Source organism: Terrisphaera buseokensis, from assembly GCF_047521145.2.
GTDB lineage: Bacteria > Verrucomicrobiota > Verrucomicrobiia > Opitutales > Opitutaceae > ER46.
The window spans coordinates 163,021-180,805 of sequence record NZ_CM134186.1 but is presented as its reverse complement, the minus strand read 5'-3'; the positions used below and the strand labels follow the sequence as shown (position 1 = coordinate 180,805).

Annotated in this window: 13 protein-coding genes; 4 read left to right on the top strand and 9 right to left on the bottom strand. The window is 66.0% G+C overall.

Annotated features, from left to right (window positions below; all coding sequences use genetic code 11):
- Positions 1 to 145: 145 nt before the first annotated feature.
- The 3 genes from ACLJEU_RS00680 to ACLJEU_RS00670 form a co-directional block, all read right to left on the bottom strand.
- A complete protein-coding gene (locus ACLJEU_RS00680; protein ID WP_414662583.1) occupies positions 146 to 3,304 on the bottom strand; it encodes a TonB-dependent receptor in 3,159 nt (1,052 codons plus the stop codon).
- A gap of 457 nt (positions 3,305 to 3,761) precedes the next feature.
- Complete coding sequence (locus ACLJEU_RS00675) at positions 3,762 to 4,613, bottom strand: hypothetical protein (RefSeq protein ID WP_457795326.1); 852 nt, start codon at positions 4,611 to 4,613, stop codon at positions 3,762 to 3,764.
- Between the two features lie 116 nt (positions 4,614 to 4,729).
- Positions 4,730 to 6,979, bottom strand: coding sequence for a sulfatase-like hydrolase/transferase (locus ACLJEU_RS00670; protein ID WP_414662581.1), 2,250 nt, complete (start codon positions 6,977 to 6,979; stop codon positions 4,730 to 4,732).
- Between the two features lie 265 nt (positions 6,980 to 7,244).
- Here ACLJEU_RS00670 and ACLJEU_RS00665 point away from each other — a divergent pair, with 265 nt between their 5' ends.
- From ACLJEU_RS00665 to ACLJEU_RS00650, 4 genes are all read left to right on the top strand, one after another.
- Complete coding sequence (locus ACLJEU_RS00665) at positions 7,245 to 8,012, top strand: sulfite exporter TauE/SafE family protein (RefSeq protein ID WP_414662580.1); 768 nt, start codon at positions 7,245 to 7,247, stop codon at positions 8,010 to 8,012.
- A gap of 413 nt (positions 8,013 to 8,425) precedes the next feature.
- The gene (locus ACLJEU_RS00660) at positions 8,426 to 9,406 is read left to right on the top strand and encodes a DmsE family decaheme c-type cytochrome (protein ID WP_414662579.1); all 981 of its coding nucleotides are present in this window, start codon (positions 8,426 to 8,428) and stop codon (positions 9,404 to 9,406) included.
- 65 nt (positions 9,407 to 9,471) lie between these two features.
- A complete protein-coding gene (locus ACLJEU_RS00655) occupies positions 9,472 to 12,165 on the top strand; it encodes an MtrB/PioB family outer membrane beta-barrel protein (protein ID WP_414662578.1) in 2,694 nt (897 codons plus the stop codon).
- 149 nt (positions 12,166 to 12,314) lie between these two features.
- Entirely contained in the window at positions 12,315 to 12,794 is a 480-nt protein-coding gene (locus tag ACLJEU_RS00650; RefSeq protein WP_414662577.1) for a plastocyanin/azurin family copper-binding protein, read from the top strand.
- 67 nt (positions 12,795 to 12,861) lie between these two features.
- Here ACLJEU_RS00650 and ACLJEU_RS00645 read toward each other — a convergent pair whose 3' ends face one another.
- From ACLJEU_RS00645 to ACLJEU_RS00620, 6 genes are all read right to left on the bottom strand, one after another.
- Positions 12,862 to 13,287, bottom strand: a complete 426-nt coding sequence (locus tag ACLJEU_RS00645; RefSeq protein WP_414662576.1) for a hypothetical protein — start codon at positions 13,285 to 13,287, stop codon at positions 12,862 to 12,864.
- Complete coding sequence (locus ACLJEU_RS00640; protein WP_414662575.1) at positions 13,284 to 13,589, bottom strand: hypothetical protein; 306 nt, start codon at positions 13,587 to 13,589, stop codon at positions 13,284 to 13,286. The genes ACLJEU_RS00645 and ACLJEU_RS00640 overlap by 4 nt, the downstream gene beginning before the upstream one ends.
- The gene (locus tag ACLJEU_RS00635) at positions 13,586 to 14,146 is read right to left on the bottom strand and encodes an RNA polymerase sigma factor (RefSeq protein ID WP_414662574.1); all 561 of its coding nucleotides are present in this window, start codon (positions 14,144 to 14,146) and stop codon (positions 13,586 to 13,588) included. The genes ACLJEU_RS00640 and ACLJEU_RS00635 overlap by 4 nt, the downstream gene beginning before the upstream one ends.
- Before the next feature lie 382 nt (positions 14,147 to 14,528).
- Positions 14,529 to 15,068, bottom strand: coding sequence for a hypothetical protein (locus ACLJEU_RS00630; RefSeq protein WP_414662573.1), 540 nt, complete (start codon positions 15,066 to 15,068; stop codon positions 14,529 to 14,531).
- A gap of 192 nt (positions 15,069 to 15,260) precedes the next feature.
- Positions 15,261 to 16,559 carry a Gfo/Idh/MocA family protein gene (locus ACLJEU_RS00625; protein ID WP_414662572.1) on the bottom strand — a complete coding sequence of 433 codons (1,299 nt, stop codon included), beginning with the start codon at positions 16,557 to 16,559 and terminating at the stop codon, positions 15,261 to 15,263.
- A gap of 53 nt (positions 16,560 to 16,612) precedes the next feature.
- The gene (locus ACLJEU_RS00620; protein WP_414662571.1) at positions 16,613 to 17,674 is read right to left on the bottom strand and encodes a threonine ammonia-lyase; all 1,062 of its coding nucleotides are present in this window, start codon (positions 17,672 to 17,674) and stop codon (positions 16,613 to 16,615) included.
- Between the last annotated feature and the right edge of the window lie 111 nt (positions 17,675 to 17,785).

Sequence of the window (17,785 nt, the reverse complement as noted above, 5' to 3'; positions counted from 1 at the left end):
CCGGTCGCAACGGCACTCCAGCGACCGGGGGCGGTCGCGGCCCCAGGAAATCGCCGGCTTCTCTTCCGCCCCTAACCCGTAAGCCCTGTAACTACGAGCGATAGCGAGTGGCGCTTGGTCCACTCGCCCACGCTCATGGCTACGGTCAGAGCCGGCCGGTGACGCCGAACACGACCTTCGTGTGGAAGGTGCGCCAGGAGTTCGGACGGTCCTTGTAGGCCGCGTAACGATTGTCGAGCAGCTCCTCGGTGAAGTTCTCCAGGTCGACGAAGGCGCTGAGCGTCTTCGTGAACGCGTAACGGGACTTCCACGTCCAGGAGGTCTTCGGCAGCTGCCAGGTGACGAGCGCCGGCGTCGTCGAATTCGAGATCAGGTATTCGCCGCGATGAACGGCCTGCAACCGCAGGTCGAAACCGTAGCCACGGAAGCTGACGCCGATGTTGCCCGTGAAGTCGAGGAAGCCCGCGAGCGTGCCGCCCGCGCTGCTGCCAGGGCCGGTGACGAAGGCCGAGTTGTTGCCCTTCGTCCAGAGCTTGGTGGCGTTCATGTAGACGCCGAAGCCGCGGGCCCAGCCGGGCAGGAACGTGAGCTGCTGCTGGTAGTTGAACTCCAGGCCGCGAATCTGCGCGTAGCCGCTGTTGATCGACGTGTTGATCCGGTAGCCGGCATACTGGCCGTCGTAACCGTTGTTCTGCCCCTGCGCCACGAACTGGCTGCTGTCGCTCTGGATGTAGTCGTTGATCTTCTTGTGGAAGGCACCGAACGAAATCATGCCCTGCGGATTGAAGTAGTACTCGGTGGTGAAATCCCAGTTCCGCGCGTACTGCGGCTTCAGGTTCGGGTTCGTCACCGTGATCGTCTGGCCCGCATCGTTGACCGTCGTATTCGGGATGATGTTACCGAACGGCGGGCGGCCGACGCCGGTCGACCAGCTGAGGCGGCTCACGAGACCGGCCGTCGGCTGGTACTTCAGGTGCACGCCGGGGAGGAAGAAGCGGTAGTCACCCTTGTTGGTCGAGCGTCCGCTGTATTGCGCGACGTTGCGGCGGATCTGCTCGACGTCGGTGATCGGCCCGACCCAGGCGGCGCGACGGGCCGCCTCTTGGGGCGAGGTGTAGTTGAGCGGGCCCTCGCCTTCGACCTCGGTGTTTTCCAGGCGGACGCCGGTGAGCAGCGAAAGCTGCCGGGTAATGCGCGTGCCGGCCATGACGTAGGCGGCGCCAATGGTTTCCTCGACCTGCTGATCGGTCGTCAGGCGGGCGCGGGACGAAAGCTCCACGTCCTCTTTCCAGAGGCGCGGATTGTCGCGGCGGTGAGCGGCCACCTTGTAGGCGTCGACCCACGGCGGCACGCCACCGCGGTTTTGGTAATACTCCTTTTCATCCCACGTGAGCGACTTCGGGAAGGCGTTGAAGATCTCGATGCCGTTGTTGTCGTCGGCGGTGTTCAGGATGCCATCCGGGCCCGTGTAGAAATACCGGCGGGGATCCTGCCAGAGCTTGCGCGTCTGCCGCTGGGCCGTGAAGCCCGTCTTGACGTAGGTGGGCAGCGTGATGCTCAGGTCCTTCTTCAGGTCGAACTTGGCGGAGTAGACCTTGTCGTAGCCGCGCTGGTCGGTCTGATCGATGCGGAGGCGGCTGTAGTTCTTGAAATCCTGCCAGCTCGGACCCTCGGTTTGGCGCACCGTCGGGATGAACTTGTCCTGCGAGCGATCGATCACGAAACCGAGATTCGGAATTTCCAGGAACACGCTGCCCGTGGGCCGGGCGCTGTACTTGTCGCGCTCGTGAATCACGTCGTAATACGTGGCCGAGTCGGAATACGAGACACTGTAGTCGATCTGCAGCCCGGGGAAGCGATGGCGCACGCTCGGGGAGAAGACGAAGGTGCGGCCCGACTTGTCATTCGACGCAACGTTGAGATTCGCCGTGCCGCCGAGGTTGGTCCAGCGGGAGGTGAAATACGCTGTGTCGCGCGTGCCGGCGCCAGGGGTGACCGGCTCGACGCTGTTCGCGAAGATTTGCGTGACCGTGTTGGTGTAGCCCGGCTTCACGAAGCCGCCGCCCGTGCGCCGGCCGGCCGCATCCACTTCAGCGATCAAGTTGGGCAGACCCGCGCCGGTCACCACGGCGGAGTTCAACACGTGGAAACGCGTGTCGTTGTTCTCGTGGAAATAATTGTAGACGTTGTTCAGCGAGACCGTGGTGTTCTCACTCCACTTGTAGACAAACTTGGCGCCGGTCGCGATGCGGGAGCGGGTCGCGCCGTTGACGATGTAACGGCTGATGCTGTTCGCGAACGCCGGACCTGGATCATTGCGGCGTTCGTAGGTGCTGTTGATCAGCGCGCCACCGGCGGGCTGGCTGTGCACCGTGGCCGTGAGCGTCATGCCGAAATTGCGCTTCTCGCCGAGCACGTCCGAGTAATTCAAGTTCACCGACGGGCCGAAACCGCGGATCGGCTGCTTCCACCGCGCTTCCACGGGGCCGGAGTACGTGGGCTGCGCGGTAAGGCCGACGGTGTAGGTGAAGATTCGGCCTTGCTTGCTGTCGAACGGGCTCTTCGTGACGAGGTTCACGCTGCCGCCGATGGACGCGCCGTCCATGTCGGGCGTCGGCGCCTTGGTCACTTCAATCGACTCGATGTTGCCGAGGGAGGCAGTCTCGAACTCGAACTGACGACCCGTGCCGGCGGATTGCGCGCTGGCGACCTGGGCGCCGTCCATGGTCACGGAGCTCAGTGCTGAACCGACGCCGCGGATGCTGATCTGGCGGACGTCGGGCCCGTTGTAGTCGGCGGTGATGCCGACGACGTGCTGCAGCATGTCGCCAATGTTGCCGTCGGCGATGTTGCCGAAGGTGTCGGACGAAACGATGTTCTTCACGTTCGGCGCGAGGCGCTGCAGCGTCTCGGCCTTCGCCGTGCCTTCGCGTTCACCGGCGACCGTGAACTTCTCCATCTTGTAGATCGACGAGGTGAGTTCGACGTCCTTCACCATCCGCTGCCCGGGAGTGACGACGATCGGGACGCGCAGCGCGTCGAGACCGGTGAAGTTGACCACCAGGGTCGCCGGACCCGCCGGCACGCCGAAGAACTCGTAGCGACCTTCGCGGTCCGTGGTGGCGGAAAGCGCCGTGCCCGCGATTTCAACGACCGCACCCTGCAGGTAGGACTTGGTGACGGCGTTGCTCACCTGTCCGCTAATGACGTTCGAGCCTGCCGTCTGGGCCAGGGCGACGCCGGTGAGCAGGACGAAGGACAAAAGGAGGCGAAGCCTCCCGGCTAGGTTCAGGATGGTGTGCATGATTTCTGGAAGAAAGTAACGGGCACCCGCGGAGGCCGGGCCATCAGCAGGGAACGCAAGCCCAAGGGGTTGCTGACGGCCAAGAAGCAATAAACGGACCAAAGGGCGTCGGGGCGTAAGACGCAATCTTCTTGGTCTCCGAGGGAGCGCACGAAAGTGCGTTGGGGCGGGACGGGTAGAATTCTAAAGCCAGGAAACCGCGAAAGAAGCTTTGGGCGGCGTCGACCATCCGCCTTGCCCATGCCGAGGCTCACCGCAAGCCACAGCGAAAGTGCGATCGTTCCACGCGCACCCTTTGCTCGTAGCGGGAGCATCCTGCTCCAGCGGTTCGGAGAGGGAGCTGGAAGCTCCCACTACTTTGCACGTGATGGGATCGGCGGAAGCTTTTGGGCTTTAGAATTCAGAATCAACACCGCCTTCGGCGCGCATGTAACTCGCACCGGCGCGCATGCAGCCGTCACTCCGCCAGCACCGCCGCGAGCCACGCGCGCAGCTCGCGACGCGCGGGAAGGTCGCGCAGCACCCAGTCGGCGGAATGATTGCGATACGGCAGACTCACGAACGTCCACCGGCCCGCGACACCGCTGCTCCGGAGCCACTCTTCCGTCGGTCGCACCGAACCTTCATGGCTGATGAACTGCGGCCGACCGGCCAGCCGCAGCAGCCGGCCGAGTGCCGACGCCCGGTCCGCGCCGGGATATGGCCAGCGTTCATTCACGCCATCATAGTGACTGTGACAGATGAACGCGCGCCAGAGGCGGGCAATCTCGTCATCGTGCAGTCCGATGAAATTCGCCGCGATCGATCCGCGCGAGAAACCGCAGAAAATCACCGCACGCTCATCGCCGCCGTAGCGGGCCACGACGTCGCGCACCGTCGCGAGGCAGTAGCGCTTCGTCTCCGCCACGTCGCCCCACCACGTGATTGCGTTGCGCCGATCGTCGCCCGCGCCGGCGACAAACGGCAGACACACCCAGATGAAACCGCGCCCGCCGCTGATGCCATAACCGAGCCGGCAGCCTTCCACCGTACCCTCGGAGACATCGCCGTACGCGTTTCGATAATTGCCATTGCCCGCATACTCGACGAGCACCGGGAGTTTTTTCCCCGGCGACCAGTCAGCGGGCAGATAGAGCGTGTGCTGCACCGCCGTCGTTTCCCATCCGGACGTCGTCTGGATCGCACGCACGCCCGCCGCCGGATCCACCCGGCGCGCTTCGGGCACGACGAGATCCGGAGGAACGGTGGAGAGATCAGGAAGCGTGGAAGGCACGGCGGCCGCCACAGCGTGCACCACCAGCAGCGCCATGGCGATCAAGCCGAGGAGGCGTTTACTTGGGAGCGCGACCGCCCCCGGTCGCTGCCCGGAATGCGACCGGGGGCGGTCGCGGTCCCAACCTACCCAACTCACCCCGGTCCTCGTCTTCACTTTAATTGCGTCGGCGCCATCGCCATCGTCGCCGTGTGCGCGGCGGCGGCGGCTTTCAACTCCGCCACGATCTCCGGATGATCGGCGGCGACGTCGAAACGTTCCCCGGGATCGCGGCCGAGATCGAAAAGCAGCGGCGGCTCGTGCGCCTTGGCCGCGGGCTCGCCGTAGCCGGCCTGCGTGTGAAAGTGGAGTTTCCATTCGCGCAGGCGCACCGCCATGAGCGTCTCACCGCGATAATAGATGAACGGCTGCGGCGGCAACGTTTGCTGCCGGAACAGCACCGGCGCCAGATCCCGCCCGTCGAGCACGCGATCCGCCGGCCGCGGCGCCCCGGCGAGCGCGAGCGCAGTGGAGAAAATATCGAGCGTGCTCGCCGGCTGCGACGTCACCGCCGGACCGATCTTGCCCGGCATCCACACGATGCCCGGCACGCGCATGCCGCCCTCCCACGTGCTGCCCTTCCCTTCACGCAACAGTCCGGCGCTGCCGCCCTGCGTTTTCTGCGTCAGCCACGGCCCGTTGTCGGAACTGAAAATCACCAGCGTCCGCTCCGCCACGCCGGCAGCCTTCAACGCCGCCACGACTTCACCGACGCTGGCGTCAAGTTCCTCGACGGTATCGCCGTAGATGCCGCCGCGGCTCCGGCCGCGAAACGCCGGCGACGCGAACAACGGCACATGCGGAAACGTGTGCGCGAAGTAGAGGAAGAACGGTCGCGCGCGATTCTCCTGGATGAACTTCACCGCCTCGGCCGTGTAGCGGGCCGTGAGGGCGCTTTGATCCACGGGGCGCTCGACGACCTCGCCATTGCGCAGCAGCGCGACGTTCCAACCATCGGCCGGCGGGGTGGCGGACATGGCGGATCCACGCGGCAGATCCGGCCGGGCGTCCATGTCGTTTGAATACGGCAGACCGAAGCTGAGATCGAAGCCCTGGTCGTTGGGCCGCGAGCCCGCGTGGATGCCGAGGTGCCACTTGCCGATGTGCGCCGTCGCGTAGCCACGCGGCTTCAACGCCTCGGCCAGGGTGACCTCGCTCGCAGGCAAGCCGCCGGCGGAATTGGGAAACAACACGCGCCGCGCACCCGCCATGCCGCTCCGAGGCGGATAACGACCGGTCAGCAAGGCGGCCCGCGACGGCGTGCACACTTCGGCAGCCGAATAGAAATCAGTGAAACGCATCCCTTCGGCCGCCAACCGGTCGAGATGCGGCGTGCGGATCGTCGGTGAACCGTAGCACCCGAGATCACCGTAACCCAGATCGTCGGCGTAGATCACAACGATGTTCGGCGGCGTCGGCTCGGCCCGCTTCGGCGTGGTGCTCGGCAGCGTGGCCGACGCATACGCAAACGGCTGCGCCGGTCGACGGCCGAGCAGGTGCTGATCGAACCATTCCACCATGCGGGCGTCATCCTCGCGCATCTCGGTCCAGCCGCCGTGGCCGGCGCCCTGCCGCACGCGCAATTCGATGCGCGCGCCTGCTTCCTTCGACCGACGGAAAAACCGCTCCGCCTGCGCCAGCGGCACGACCGTATCCGCATCGCCATGCACGATGAAAATCGGCGGCTGCTGCGCGTGCACGCCGGTGATCGGCGAGATCGAATGCCCGAGCCGCGCGCGGCCGGCGGGCGTCACAGCGTCGGGCCCGAAGGCAGCGGCGAGCCACGAGAGGCCACCCACGCCGACCGCCACGTCGTCGTCACCGGACCAGTTCATGAAATCCGTCGGCGGATAATAACACGCCACCGCCTGCACCGCGCTGCTGACGCGATCGATCGGATCCGCGGCCTTCGGATTTCCCGGACCGCCGCGCGTGCCGACCATCAGGCTCAGGTGGCCGCCGGCACTGCCGCCGGTGATGCCGAGCTTCTCCGGATCGACGCCGTACTTCGCCGCGTTCGCGCGGATGAAGCGGACCGCGCGCAGGAGATCCTGGCCGATCTCTTCGACGTTGAACCGCGGCTGCGTGCCGTGCACGACGACGAACGTCGTGTATCCAGCTTGTGGCCACGGCCCGCCGCCGAGGCTGCGATGACTCGAGCGCCAGCCGCCGCTCACGACCCGGATGATGCCGGCGCCGTTCGGCTGCGCGGGTTGCAGGACGTCCATCGTCAAAGCCACGCCATCGTGCTTGGCGTAGATGACGTCGGTCGTCCGACGCACACCAGCGGGATCCGTCTGCGCGACGAGACGCGCGCTGGTCCAACCGGCAATGACAACCAACAGAAAAAGGAAGCGAATCATGGGCAGTGGGGTGAAAACCGTTCGCGCGGGCGCGCGGCTAAAAGTTCAAGCACACGGCCCGGCAGATACGACTACGAATTCTACTTCGGCGGAACGGACGTGGACCAGCGCGTGCACGACCCTTCGCGGCTCACCAGCGAATCGGCTGGCCTCAGCGACAGCCGCAGGAGTTTCAGTTTGCGGGCGAGCGCGGTCAGTCGGTCGCCGACCACCGGGATTTTCTTAGGTGCCGAACGTCCGCGGCTCTGGTACGCGTGCTGCGCTCATGAACGATCCTTTCTGGAGTTGGATTTTGCTTTGCGCCTCGGCGGTCGCCGCGGGAGCGGTCAACTCCGTCGCGGGCGGCGGCACGCTCCTGACGTTTCCCAGCCTGCTCGCGGTGCTGAGTCCGGTCGGGGCCAACGCCACGAGCACGTTTGCACTTTTTCCCGGCTCGCTCGCCTCCGGCTTTGGCTACCGGAAGGAGCTCGCGCTCTGCCGGCCGCATCTCGTGCGCCTGCTGCCGCCGAGTCTCATCGGCGGGCTCATCGGGTCGCTGCTTGTGACACGACTGCCCGAACGCATTTTCGCGAGTGCGGTGCCCTGGCTGCTGATTGGCGCGTCGATTCTGCTGCTCGTACAGCGGCCGATCGCGCGCTACCTCGGCACGCATCCGCACGACAAGCCCACGCCGAAGACCGTCGCGGTCATTGTTTTCTTTCAGCTGCTGGTCGGCATCTACGGCGGCTATTTCGGCGCCGGCATCGGGATCCTCATGCTGAGCTCGCTCGCGTTCATGGGCATTCCCGACATCCACCAGATGAATGCGGTGAAGAGCATTCTCGCGGCCGCGATGAACGCGATCACGCTCGTGATCTTCGCGCTCTCCGGCGCGATCGTCTGGAAATACGCGCTCGTGATGGGACTCGCGGGCACGATCGGCGGCTACGCCGGCGCCCGCGTCGCCCGCCGCATGAAACCCGACTACATTCGCGCGTTCGTGGTCTTCGTCGGCTTCGCCGTCGCGTTCTACTCGTGGTTCGGGAAGAAGTGATGGGGAGGGGGAAGAAGTTGAGAGTTGAGGGTTCAGGGTTGAGAGCGCGATCACGGCTGGAACGGTATCCAGAAAGTGAGGCGCGACTGACTCGATTCGCCCCGTGCCAGCAGGCCGTGAGGTCCGATTGATTGTCTCGGTGAGCTGGGATAGGGGCGCGTTTCAGATCTCAGATCTCAGATCTCAACTTCAGTCCGCCCCCTTGGTAACAGCCCTGTTACCGTTTTGATTTCGCGTCGAATCGACCGGGAGACGGATGGTGGACGTGACGTATGCTCGCTACAGTCATGTCCATTTCAGTCGGCTTTTCCGCGGCGCGGCAGCGCGCGTTCGAATAAGCCCCGCTGCGTCACGCCGCCCCACCTTCGGTCCAGTTTTCTGTCTGCAACACCAAAAAAGAGGATGAGACGTTCATGAAACATTCGAGCCGGTTCTCGATCAAGCGGGTCGGCGTGGTTGCTGGCATGCTCTACGCGAGCACGGTCGCGTACCTGATCGGCGCCAAGCCCGCGCCCGCCGCTCCCGCCACCGTCGACCACGGCGGCGCGGTCTACGTCGGCGAGGCGGTGTGCATCGCCTGTCACACGACGCAGAACAATCAGTTCATCCACACCACGCACGCGGCGGTGTTCCGGCTCAACCCGAAGAACGAGGCGCAGAAGCACTCGTGCGAAGCTTGTCACGGCCCGGGCTCGAATCACCTCAAGGATCCCGCCAACCCCGCCAATCGCGGCGCGCTCGTGGGCTTCACCCGCGAATGGGGCACACCGGTGGAAAAGCAGAACAGCATGTGTCTCACCTGCCATCAGGGCGGCCAGGCGATGTTCTGGTCGAGCTCCGCCCACGCCACCAACAATCTCGGGTGCAGCGACTGCCACAACCCGATGGCGCGACTCTCGGACAGCGGCCTGCTGAAGAAGCCGAGCATCAACGAAACCTGCTACACCTGCCACCAGCAGCAGCGCGCGGAGTTTGCGAAGCGTTCCCACATGCCGCTGCCGGAAGGCAAGATGACCTGCGTGGATTGCCACAACCCGCACGGCTCGACGACCCGCACCGCCCTCAAGGCCGATTCGGTCAACGAAGTCTGCTACAACTGCCACGCCGAGAAACGCGGCCCGTTCCTGTGGGAGCACGCCCCGGTGCGTGAAAGCTGCCTGAACTGTCACAACGCCCACGGCTCGAACCACGACAAGCTCCTGACCGTCGCGCGTCCGTTCTCGTGTCAGCAGTGCCACGGCAATCCCGGCCACCAGACCGCGCTGTACAACGCCGGTCAATCCGTCGGCGGCGGTGCCGCGGTGAGTTCCCGCATCCTCGGGCGCTCGTGCCAGAACTGCCACTCCCAGATTCACGGCAGCAATCATCCGGCGGGCGCCCGGTTCCAACGATGAACCAGCCCGCCCTTCTCCCCACCCCGCGCGGATCATCTCCCCAATCCTTCAGCGAGACGCCAACCATGAAGACCTCCTCGCGTTTCCCTCTTCGCACCCTGGCCTCGTGCCTCGGCGCGACCCTGGTTCCGCTGGCTTCCGCCGCGCCGCTCGCCGACTCGGCGGTCGGAGTCGGCACCGTCCTTGGCAACGCCATGAATCCCGCGCCGTCCAAATCGCGCGCGCAGGATCCGGATTGGGCCACCGCCAAGCACTCGCCCACCGGCCAGATGTACAAGCTGCCGTTCGCCGTGCCGAAGCTGGAAGACATCAAGAAAACGGCCAGCGGCTGGGAATACTCCGGTCAGATCGAAGTCGGCGTGATCGGCGGCGACGCCGACGAGCGCAACGCCCAGTTCACGATGTATCAGGACATCGACAACGGCGCCTACGTTAACAATTTCAACCTCCAGATGAAGAAGCCGGAAGGCGGCTACATGGTGGAGCTCTCGGGCGGCGGCGCCGGCCGGCACGATCAATACTACGGCCTGCAGTTCGGGCGCTACAACGACTGGAAGGTGAAGGTCTATTTCAGCGAGACGCCCCACGTCTTCACCGATCGCTACAAGACCTTGTGGACCGGGATCGGGACCGACGTCCTTACGCTGCTCCCCGGCCTCACCCCCGGCGGCACCGCTTCGATTCCCAACGACAACGCCAGCGTCGCCGCCGCGGCGGCCGCCAACGCGAACACCATGCTGAGCCTCACGCGCAAACGGAGCGGCGTGCGCATCGACGCCAACCTGACCAAGACGTGGAAGGGTTACGTGAGCTACGCGCTCGAAAAACGCACCGGGGCGCGGCCCTTCGCCGCCGTCTGGGGCAACAACGGTGGCACCGCGCCGATCGAGATCGCCGAGCCCGTCGACTACGACACGCAGGATATCCACGCCGGCGTCATGCACGCCGACGGCCTGAACGCGTTCAATCTTCGCCTCTCCGCGTCCCGTTTCAAAAACAACCTCGATACACTCACGTTCCAGGAACCCTATCGCATCACGCCGGCCGCGGGCGTGACGACGGTGCCGGCCGCGGGCGCCTACACGCAGGGCCGGTTCGATCTCTATCCGAGCAACGACTCCTACAACATCCGTGCCGAGTACACGCGCTCGATGCCGGACTTCCACAAGAGCTACCTCACCGCCGTCGTTTCCGCCGGCACGTGGCGGCAGGACGACAACCTGATTCCGTACGCCGTCACCCCGAATGTCACGCAGGCGAACGTGACACTTCTCCCCGGCGGCGCCTGGGACACCGTGGGCTCGTTGAGCCGCAAGAGCACCGACGCCCGCGTCGACACGCGGCTGGCGGATCTGACCTTCTCGGCGAATCCCACTGCGGCGCTGAACGTGAAGGCGAAGGCCCGTTACTACGAGACCGACAACAGCACCGATCCGTTTCTCGCGGTGAATCCGAATGCGGTTTACCTCGATGCCGACGCCACCACCGCGGGCAACCAAACGCGCGGACTGACGCTGGACGGCGTCACGGGCGTGTGGGGCCGGCCGCTGAACGACGGCAGCGGCCAGTCGATTCTGCTCGGCACCAACGCCACGCCGGCGGGCAACGTCGCGATCAAGAGCACGCCGTACGGCAGCAAGCAGTTCAAGTTTGGCCCGAGCGCCGACTACCGTCTGAACAAGGTGTCGAATCTCAACGCCGCGTACGAGCGCGACACGGTCAAGCGCGAGCACCGCGAACGCGATCGGACTTGGGAGGACAAAATCAAAGTCGGCTACGTGAACCGCGGCCTGTGGAATTCCAGCCTGCGCCTCTCGTACGAATACGCCAAGCGCCGCGGTGACGACTACACGTCGTCCACCTACGACGAATATTTCAGTCCCGCCATCTTCCCGATTCCGACCACGGCCGGCACCAACGTCACCAGCTGGGCCGTCCGCACGAACAGCGGCTTCCGCTCCCTCGATGTCGCGGACCGCGATCAACACGTCGTGAACCTTCGGCTGGACACCATGGTGCGACCCAACCTGGACGCCGGCATCTCGCTGCAGGGCCGGGAGGCGGAGTATCCTCATTCCACCTACGGACTGACGGGCCAGAGCCAGCGCTCGGCCAACCTCGACCTGAATTACCAGCCGTCGCCGCGCCAGACGATCTACGGCTTCTATTCGTATCAGCTCGGCCGCAACCATCAGGCCTCGGTCGCCAGCGGCAATGGCAACGTCACCATCGGCGCCGCCACCGCGCTCGGCACCATCACGGCGGCCAACGCGATTGCGATTGGGTCGGCGACGGGCGGACCGGTTTTCCCGGCGCTGAACGACTGGACCGCGGACAGCACGGACCACAACCATCTGATCGGTGCCGGCATCAAGCAGGACATCGGCAAGGCCAGCCTCAACGTCGACTACACGTACTCGACCGGCCGCACGCGGATTAACTACGCGTACACCGTCGGCGGCGCGCTCAACGCGGCGAACGCCGCCCTCGCCCGGAACCGGATGCCGGATTTGGCGACCGACGTGAACTACCTGGATGCCAGCCTGCGCTTCCCCTTCACCGATCGCCTCTCCGCGCGTCTCATCTATCGTTACCAGAAAGAGACCATTCGGGACTGGCACTACCAGAACCTCGAAGGCACGCCGGTCGTCCTCGGCAACAACGGTGCCGCCGCCCTGCCGACCTCCATCCAGCTCGACGGCGGCCCGCACGACTACAAGGTCAACTGGTACGGCGTCATGTTTCAGATCAAGCTCTGAGGACGCAGGAGTTGAGGGTTGAGAGCTGAGAGTTCAGGGTTCGCTCACGGACTTCCGAACGTACTCGGCGCCAGATCAGTCCTCCCTTCCTCTCTCAACTCTCAGCTCTCAACCCTCAACGCCCAGCTCCCAGCCACCCTTTCCTCACCATGAAGTCCACATTCCTTGCCTCGCTCGTCCTCGCCGCCGCGGTGTTTTCCGGCGGTGCGTCGCTTACTGCCGCCGACACCGCCGCCGCGCCGCGCGTGATTAAAATCCAGGCCGGCGTGGGCAACGCGATGAAGTTCGACCTCGCCAGCATCCCGGTGGCACCTGGTGAGACGATCAAGATCGTCATGACCAACGCCACGACCCTGCCGAAGGAAGTCATGGGCCACAACTGGGTCCTGCTCGCCGCGGGCACCGACGTGAACGCATTTGCCGCCGCCGCCGCGCCCGAAGCCGCCAACGGTTACATTCCCGCGAAGATGAAGGACAAGGTCCTCGCCGCCGTGAAACTGCTCGGACCCAACGAAACCGGTGAAGTCACTTTCACCGCGCCCACCGCGCCCGGCAGTTATCCGTTTCTCTGCAGTTTCCCCGCCCACTGCCAGATTGGCATGAAGGGCGTGGTCGTGGTGAAGAAGTAAGGCGTGCCCGGGTTGAGGTGCGGACGTAGCGGGAACACCCCGCCCGCACACCGTTCGCGTCCACCTCTCACGGTGCCGCATTCGCGCGCGGCGGCGTCAGCCCGAGTCGCTCGTACCGGCGGCCGAGGACGCGATAAAGCTCCACGCGTTTGCCTGGTGGCAGTTCGGCGGCAATCCGGCCCACGGCGCCGCGCAGTTCCGCCGCTGCCTGGCCGGCGACGCTGACGCGCAGCGCCTTCAGATTTCGCGCCGACTGATCGAGGATGCCCTGCACGCGGGCCGCCTCCTCCGGCGACAAGCGCAACGATGCCTGGAGTTCCGTGCCGATCCGCGTGGCGGCCCGATCCGCGAGCATGATCTCTCCGGGTGGATTCTGCAGCGCCTGGCGAATCACGCGCTGGCCGGTCCACGTGACCACGCCGGCGCCAATCGCCACGCCAAAAACGAAGATGACGCCGCCCGCGATCCAACCCCGCCAGCGCGGCCCATTCATGGCGCACCTCCCGTCGACGCCAGCAGCTGCGCCCAAGGGAGCACCGCCCAAAGGTCGACCATCTCCCACGTCGTCAACGTGGCCACGATGAGGGTCGCTGCGGCAAATGCCGGCAGCGCCCGACGCGACGCAAAGAGCGCGACGAATTCATCGACCCAAGTGGCGCGCGCCGGCAGGTCCGCGTTCCGCACCGCGCGTTGCAACGCCGCGACATCGACCGGCGGAGCGGCATCGGCCCGCGCCGTGTTGAGCAATTTATCCCAGCGCGAGCCGGGATCGGGATTGGAGCCAGGTGTGTTCATGTGAAATCCTTTGATTGCAGCAGCGCGCGCAACTGCCGCCGCGCGCGCCAGGCCCGCAGCTTTGTGGCGGTGAGCGTCCAGCCGAACTGCGCCGCCACCTGCGCCAGCGGCCACCCTTCGAGATGATGCAGCGTGAGGAGCGTGCGATCGTCCGGCGCCAGCTCGGCGAGCATCGCCTTGACCTCGTTGGCGGCCGCGCGGGCCGCGGGGTTTTCACCAGGATCGATCGCCTCCGGCGCGGGTGCGCCCGCCGCGGAGCCGGGCGTATCCGCCATCCAGCGACGCCGGACGGCCTGACGACGGAAATAATCGCGCCCCGCGTTTGTCGCGATGCGGAGCAGCCAGTGGCCGAACGGCTGGTGCGGCCGCCACGCCGGCAAACCGCGCACCATGCGCAAAAAGGTGTCCTGCACGAGGTCATCGAGGTCGGCCTGCGTGCGGACAAAGCGCCACAGCAAGCGCGCAATCGCCGCCTGATGCCGCTCGACGAGCGCCGCCATCGCCCCGCGATCGCCGGCCTGCGCCCGGGCTGCGAGATCCACGTCGGGGTCGGCCATAACATCCGAAGCACTCGGGACGCCATCCGTTGCGTGGCTGCACTCCGCGGCATTGTCGGAATCCGCTTTCAATCGTTGCGATCGATCCGGGCTGAAGGAGAGCAAAACGCGAACCAAAGCAGCGCGGGCGGGGTGAGGGCGTCGCAAGCCCCCGGGAGCGCAGGCCTCCGGCCTGCTTCCCCGAGGTATCCGCTGACAGGCGGGACGCCTGCGCTCCTGCGCCAGACCGCGCCTATAATACCAATCGCTCCTTGCTTTTGGACTTCTGGATCGATCGTGGCTACGAGCGCCAGCGAGTGGCCGAACGACCACTCGCTGGCGCTCGTAGCCACGGCTAAAGTCCAAAGGCAAAGAGCGATTGGTATAATCACGCCACTTCTCCTCACGGCTTCGGGGGCGTCTTCGTACCTGCGACGGTGCGCTTGATCACACCGGCCTCCTTCGAAACGGTCACGTCCTTGGTGGCCGAGCCGCCCTTCGGGCCGGCGGCCACGGCTTCGCGAGTGAAGCCGGTTTCCGTGCGCGTCGACGTCGACTCGTAGGTCGCGGTGCCGCCGTTGGGGCCAGTGGCCTGAGCAGTCGTGGTCCGACCGGTCTCGGTTTTCTCACTCTGCACCGTGCTCGTGGCCGTTTTGCCGCCGGGCAGGGTGGTCGTGGCTGAGCCGGTGACCGTGCCCTCGGCGCGATCGACAGTGCGGGTTTGGTTGCGCGTCACGGTTTGACCGGCGGCGTTGGTGGCGGTCGCGTTCTTGGTGACGGTGCCCGCGGAACGCTCGATCTCGCGCTGGTACGTGCCGCCTTTCGGACCGTTGCCGGCGACGTTCCGACCCCGCGCGTGGAGCGGCGCCGCGGCGACCGTGGCCAGCCCCAGCAGGGCGAGCGCTAATTTCGAGACACACGAAGCGAGAGCAGTGGTTTTCATGGTGAATGGAATTGTCGGTTCGCATCCCTCAACGCGGCAGCCCGCATTCGGTTTCCAAGAAAAGTGCGTCGCGCTTAAGTCACTTCGATCCCGTTGATTGGCATCATGACCGCCTGGGACCGCGACCGCCCCCGGTCGCTTCCGGCGGATGCGACCGGGGGCGATTGCGGTCCAGCTCAAACCTCCACGTGCTCAACTCTTGTCGCCGCGCTTCCAATCGTGGCGCGACGGCCGCTGGCGGAGCGCGTTGGCTTGGGCGTCGTCGAATTGTTCCGCCTTCGGATCCCACTTCAACGGCCGGCCCAGCTCCATCGCGATCGCCCCAAGATGCAGCGTCGTGCTCAAACGGTGCAGAGCCTCGGCGGTGTACATCGGCGGCTGGCCGTTCTTGAGGCAGTCCAAAAAATCGCGGTGCTCGCGCGGGCGCATCTTCCCGAGCTTGTTTGTCCCCGCCTCGTAAGTTTTGCGGTAGACATCCATGTTGCTGCCCTCGAGCCGGCCCAGCCAGCCCTTGTTGCCGACCCAGCCATCGGTGCCTTCAAGCCGAATGGACGGCTCGCTCGAACTCACCTCGAGCACGACGCCGTTGGCGTAGGTGTAGGTGATCTCGTAGGTGTGCGGGACGGAATTCATCACGTTGGGCGGGATGTTGCCCTTGCCCGTGACGGCGACCGGACTGGAGTTTTCGGAGAAGTTCGCGACCTGCGCCGTGTCGATCAGATGCGCGCCCCAGTCGGTGAGCGACCCGCCGGAGAAATCGCGGATCTGCCGCCACACCTGTGCATCGGTGAGCGTCGGCGTGTACGGGCGGAACGGCGCCGGCCCGAGCCACAGATCGTAATTCAAATCCGCCGGCACCGGCGCAGGCTCCTCGCGCGGCACGACCGGTTTCGTCGGCAACCCCACCTTGATGCGTTGCAGCTTGCCGATGCCGCCGTTGCGCACGACCTCGGCGAGTTTGTAATACTGAATGACGGACCGGTCCTCGAGTCCGGTGGCAAACATCGCCCCGCGCTTCGCCACCGTGTCGGCGAGCTCGCGCCCCTCCGCGATCGTCAACGTGGGTTTTTCGCAGAAGACTTTCTTGCCGGCGGCCATCGCCATCTGCGCCATCGTCACATGCCAGTGATCCGGCGTGGAAATCACCGCGACATCGATGTCGGGCCGCGCGAGCAGCGCGCGGAAGTCGGCGATCTCGGCGCAACCGGTGTCGCCGTATTTTTCGTTCACCGCCTTGATCGCACGCGTGCGCCGGCTGCCGAACACATCGCACACCGCGACGATGCGACAATCGTCCTCCTGCAGGAACTGTTTCAAATTCACCGCGAAGCCGTGCGCTCCGAGGCCGATGCAGCCGAGTGTGACTTTGTTGGAGGGCGCCTGCGCGCCGAAGAGCCGCGCCGGGAGAAACTGCGGGGCCGCTCCAGCGGCGATGATGCCGGCGAAACCGGACTTGAGAAACGTGCGGCGGGTCGAAGGGGTCGTTTTCATGGGGCGGACGGCATCGACTGTGACAGCGCGCACACGAAGGTCGAGCCGCATGGTCACGCCGCGTGGGCCAGCGTCGCCGCCGCTGGCCGCGCCTGCACCGGCTGGATCCGTTCCGGATGCGCCGTAAGGACGGCGGCGTGCACGGACGCGTCGATGTTGCGCCCCCCGATGGGCAGAACGCAGGCGCGGCCGGCCACTTTTCCCGCCAGCACCGCGGCCAAGGCGGCGGCACCCGCGCCCTCGACCACCGCACCACACGTGCGCGCGAGCAACGCCAGCGCGGCGCCGAGTTCGGACTCGGTCACCGTTACGACGTCGTCGACCCGCGCCGCCGCCAGCGCAAACGCCTTCGTCCCCACCCGCGCGACCGCCAGTCCATCCGCGAGCGTGCGGCCCGGCGGCTCCACGATCGGCGCGCCGTGACGCCACGCCGCCCGAAATCCGGTCGCAGCCTCCGGCTCCACCGCGACCACGCGCACGTCGGGGCGCAACGCCTTTACGACCGTGATCACGCCCGCGAGCAAACCGCCGCCGCCGACCGGGACGACAATCGTGTCGAGCTCCGGCGCCTGCTCGAGGATCTCCAAGGCCATCGTGCCCTGGCCGGCGATGACCCGGAGATCGTCGAACGGATGTACCAGCGTCGCCCCCGTGGTCGCCGCCAAGGTTTCCGCATGACGCTGCGCCGCCTCGAATCCACTGCCCTCCAGCACGACGTCGGCTCCCAGGCTGCGACACCGCGCGATCTTCACCGCGGGCGCCGTGACGGGCATGACGACCGTGACCGCCACGCCCAGCTGCGCGCCGTGATACGCGAGGCCGAGGGCGTGGTTGCCCGCCGAGGCCGCCACGACACCGCGCGCGCGGGCACTGGCATCGAGGCAGAGCAACGCGTGGCGCGCACCGCGCTCCTTGAACGACCCGGTGCGTTGCAGGTCGTCGCGTTTCAGCCAGATCCGCCGGCAGGTGAGGTCCGACAACGCGGGCGCGGGCACGCAAGGCGTGAGACGGACGCCGTGGGCCAGCCGGCGACGGGCCGCGACGACGTCAGCCAGGCTCAGGGCCGGGCCCGCGCCACCGAGGCGACGGAGGAGTGAATGAAGGGCGGAATTCATGGGCGGGAGGCGGAGCGACGAATTTGGACAAACAAAAAGCCCTGAGCGGGTGCTCAGGGCTTCGGTGGAAAGAGTGACTGGAATCGTTGAGTTATGCAGTCACGCGCCGCC